The sequence below is a fragment of the Klebsiella sp. TF21-TM genome, from assembly GCF_019753495.1.
GTDB lineage: Bacteria > Pseudomonadota > Gammaproteobacteria > Enterobacterales > Enterobacteriaceae > Klebsiella > Klebsiella quasipneumoniae.
This window is the reverse complement of record NZ_JAIJYL010000074.1, coordinates 1-3,530: the sequence shown is the minus strand read 5'-3', so window position 1 is coordinate 3,530 and position 3,530 is coordinate 1. Positions and strand designations below refer to the sequence as shown.

Sequence of the window (3,530 nt, the reverse complement as noted above, 5' to 3'; positions counted from 1 at the left end):
GAAAGCGTGCGTATTGCCTGAAAACACAACCCGCTACGGGGGAGACTTACCCGAAATCTGATTTATTCAACAAAGCCCCGTCAGGGCTGACGGCGTGCGAACGTGCACATCGTGGATTTTACGGCGGGCGTGAGCCCAGCAGGCGGCTTCCGTTATCCGGCCATCGCGGTACAGCTCGTTGAACCCGACGTACGCATCCGCCTGTAGCACACCGCTGAACCCCGCAAGATGGGTCTGCGGATGGATGCCTTTTCTGTCGGGGCTGTAGGCGAACCACACCGCCGGTGCCAGCGCTGACCCGGCGTTGCGGTCATCACGAACATACGTCCACAACCGCCCGGTCTTCGTCTTCTTATTGCCCGGCAACAGCACCTGGACCGGGGTATCATCGGCATGGAGTTTACCGTCAGTCAGGACATAGTCCTGAAGCGCCTCCTCCAGCGGGGACAGCAGCCGGCAGCATGCATCCACCCAGCCCGACAGCAGTGAACGGCTCAGCTCCACACCCTGGCGGCCGTATATTTCAGACTGGCGGTACAGCGGGGTGTGCTCTGCATACTTTGAACTCAGCACGCGGGCCAGCAGCCCCGGTCCTGCGATACCCCGCTCGATGGGCCGTGAAGGCGCGGGGGCCTGCACGATGGCATCGCACTGAATACAGGCATGCTTTTCACGTACTGTCCGGATAACCCGGAAGGCGCTGCGCATCAGCTCCAGCTGTTCAGCGGCATCCTCACCCAGGTAACTCAGCGCACCACCACACTCCGGGCAGCAGGAACCCGCTGGCCGCAGGCGTTTTTCATCGCGGGGGAGTGATTCGGGGAACGGTTTGCGGGTGCGGATCTGACGCAGAGTGCGCTGTACTGCCGGGTCATCCACCCGACCGGTCAGCGTATCGCTCTCTTTCTGAAGCCGGTTCAGATCGGCTTCCATTTGTGCGATACGGCGGGAGACTTTTTCGGAACGGCTGCCGAAGTTCATCCGGCGAAGTTTATCCAGCTGCGCCTGCAGATGGTCTATTTCGCGTTCACGCTCGTGCAGTTTTTCCTGCAGGGCACGATTCAGCGCCTCCTGTTCGGCAAGGAGACGTTTCAGTTCATCGATATCGTCAGGACGTGAGCTGTTCATACCGGATATATTACCAGGCTCATTCAGCGTCGACCAGGATAAAGAGGCCTACAACATAGTCAGTGACGTAAGCAGTCTTTTAGGCTGCCGCCAGTCGATACCTTCAAGGAGCATCGCCAGCTGTGCCGGTGTGAGGAACACGTTGCCATCGCGAGCTGACGGCCAGGCGAAGTGCCCGCGCTCCAGCCGTTTGGTCAGCAGGCACAGCCCGTCGCCGGTGGACCACAGAAGTTTAACCTGACTGCCGCTGCGGCCCCGGAAGATGAAGACATGGCCGGACATCGGTTCGTCTTTCAGCGCCGTCTGCACTTTTGCAGCCAGCCCGTTGAAGCCGTTTCTCATATCGGTAATACCGGCAACCAGCCAGATTTTGGTGCCTGTTGTTAGCGGGATCATCGCTTCAGTTCCTGTATCAGCAGAGTCAGAAGCTTTTCGCTGACAGTGCCGTTGAGGCGGAGTGTCCCGTGCCGGAACGTTACCTCACAGCTGATGCTGAGCTCTGAGTCCTCAGCGGGCGGTTCTGGTTGTACGGCGGTGGCATCGAGAGTCACAGGAAGTAACTGAGGACTCTCAGAGGAAGGTAATAGCAGCTTTCCCTCGCGCCACTGCTGGCGCCATTTAAAGAGCAGATTGGCATTAATGCCATTTTCAAGCGCCAGTTTTGAGATGTTAAACTCAGGAGAATAATTAGGGCAGCCTTTACGCCTGCCGGGAGTCATATTTTTCTGCATATCTGACACTTTGGTTCCCACTACTTATTTGGTGGACACCACTTTGTCGGATGCTTCAGATTATGACCAGACGGTTCACGCTGTACGCTTACTCAGAAACTGACGACATGGCGGTGATCAATGCCAAACGCGTATACCGCATCATGCGTCAGAATGCGCTGCTGCTTGAGCGTAAACCGGAAATACCGCCATCGAAGCGGGCGCATACAGGGAAAGTGGCCGTTGGAGAAAGTAACCAGCGGTGGTGCTCTGACGGCTTCGGGTTCAGCTGTGATAACGGTGAAAAACTGCGGGTCACGTTCGCACTGGACTGTTGCGATCGCGAGGCACTTTACTGGGCGGCCAGTAACGGTGGATATGACAGTGAAACCGTGCAGGACGTCATGCTGGGTGCCGTGGAGCGTCGCTTCGGTAACAGCCTGCCGACATCCCCCGTTGAGTGGCTGACAGACAACGGTTCAGCCTACCGTTCTTATCAGACGCGTCAGTTCGCCAGAATGGTAGGACTGGAGCCTAAACATACGGCGGTACGTAGCCCGGAAAGCAACGGGGAGCAGGTCACCTCCTGCTTTTGGCTTAACTCGTCGGTTAGCCACGCATCAAAACGGCCCATATGCCCTTAAGGTCCACTCTATTCAGGTTAAGTGGGGATTTTGGCGAGGTTGTGAAATGCAAAGGTAACGTTCACATATTGTAAACGGCAAAGAGCGATGCTATAATGTTCACATAATGTAAACGGATGGAACGACCGCAAGATGCACGTAATTTCAAAAGAGCCTTTTGAGGAAGCGGCAAAGCGATATCCCAACGATTCGTTAGCCATTCGGGCGTTGTACCGCTTAGTGCGCGAGACGGACTTCTCTTCTCCAGCTGAGATGCTAACTCTGATACCGAGCCTGGATAATTTTAAGTACAGGAATAAGTGGTGGGTTTTGGATGTAGGGGGCAACAACTTGAGGGTTATCGCCTATATCAATTTCGTAAATAAGCGCTTTTACGTGAAGCACATCGCAACCCACGCTGATTACGACAAGTTGACCCGCTATTACAGGGAGAACAAAGAATGATTACCGACACTGCAAAAGCCATTGAAGCAACCAAACAACTCGTAGCTGCCGTCCCCTTCCTAGGGGGCAGTTCTTCCGAGAGCGATTACCGCGAAGCGATGGAGCTGGTGGATTATCTGATCGAGAACGACGACGAGAACCCACTTATTGACTTCCTGGCGAGTAAGATTGCCGACTATGAAGATAACAGCCCTCGTTTCGCTGAGTTCAACAAAGCTATTGCTGAAATACCAGTCGGCGTTGCGCTTCTGCGAACCCTGATTGACCAGCACAAGCTGTCTTATTCAGACCTTAAGGATGAGATCGGATCTAAATCATTGGTCAGCCAAATCCTGTCAGGGCAGCGCTCTTTGACCATCACTCACATAAAAGCTCTTTCCGCGCGCTTCGGTGTAAAACCTGAGTGGTTCCTATAACCGAAAGATATAACTAAATCACCTGATGGTGATTTAGTTATGATTAATTTCATTTGTAAGGAAGCTTCCATGTCAGACGAAGTAGTAAAGCCAGGGAATGAAGAGGCTCTTAGTGGCTTTGTTGAATAAATCGAACTTTTGCTGAGTTGAAGGATCAGATCACGCATCTTCCCGACAACGCAGACCGT

4 protein-coding genes and 2 pseudogenes are annotated in these 3,530 nt (G+C 54.1%); 3 read left to right on the top strand and 3 right to left on the bottom strand.

Annotation, left to right across the window (positions count from 1 at the left end; all coding sequences use genetic code 11):
- Positions 1 to 78 precede the first annotated feature (78 nt).
- The 3 genes and pseudogenes from K5R89_RS26730 to K5R89_RS26720 all read right to left on the bottom strand — a co-directional run.
- A pseudogene (locus K5R89_RS26730) lies at positions 79 to 1,128 on the bottom strand (IS66 family transposase); the annotation flags it as partial.
- A 48-nt stretch (positions 1,129 to 1,176) separates the two neighbouring features.
- Positions 1,177 to 1,524: an IS66 family insertion sequence element accessory protein TnpB gene (gene tnpB, locus K5R89_RS26725; RefSeq protein ID WP_065813356.1), complete on the bottom strand. Its 348-nt coding sequence runs from the start codon at positions 1,522 to 1,524 to the stop codon at positions 1,177 to 1,179.
- Positions 1,521 to 1,859, bottom strand: coding sequence for a transposase (locus K5R89_RS26720; RefSeq protein WP_023288266.1), 339 nt, complete (start codon positions 1,857 to 1,859; stop codon positions 1,521 to 1,523). Before K5R89_RS26720 ends, tnpB begins: the two co-directional genes overlap by 4 nt.
- A 113-nt stretch (positions 1,860 to 1,972) precedes the next feature.
- Between K5R89_RS26720 and K5R89_RS26715 the strand changes: the two are divergent.
- The 3 genes and pseudogenes from K5R89_RS26715 to K5R89_RS26705 all read left to right on the top strand — a co-directional run.
- Positions 1,973 to 2,410: pseudogene (locus K5R89_RS26715) on the top strand (DDE-type integrase/transposase/recombinase); the annotation flags it as partial.
- Between the two features lie 204 nt (positions 2,411 to 2,614).
- Positions 2,615 to 2,926 carry a type II toxin-antitoxin system HigB family toxin gene (locus tag K5R89_RS26710; protein WP_011251285.1) on the top strand — a complete coding sequence of 104 codons (312 nt, stop codon included), beginning with the start codon at positions 2,615 to 2,617 and terminating at the stop codon, positions 2,924 to 2,926.
- A complete protein-coding gene (locus tag K5R89_RS26705) occupies positions 2,923 to 3,342 on the top strand; it encodes a type II toxin-antitoxin system HigA family antitoxin (RefSeq protein ID WP_011251286.1) in 420 nt (139 codons plus the stop codon). The genes K5R89_RS26710 and K5R89_RS26705 overlap by 4 nt, the downstream gene beginning before the upstream one ends.
- The last annotated feature ends 188 nt before the right edge of the window (positions 3,343 to 3,530 follow it).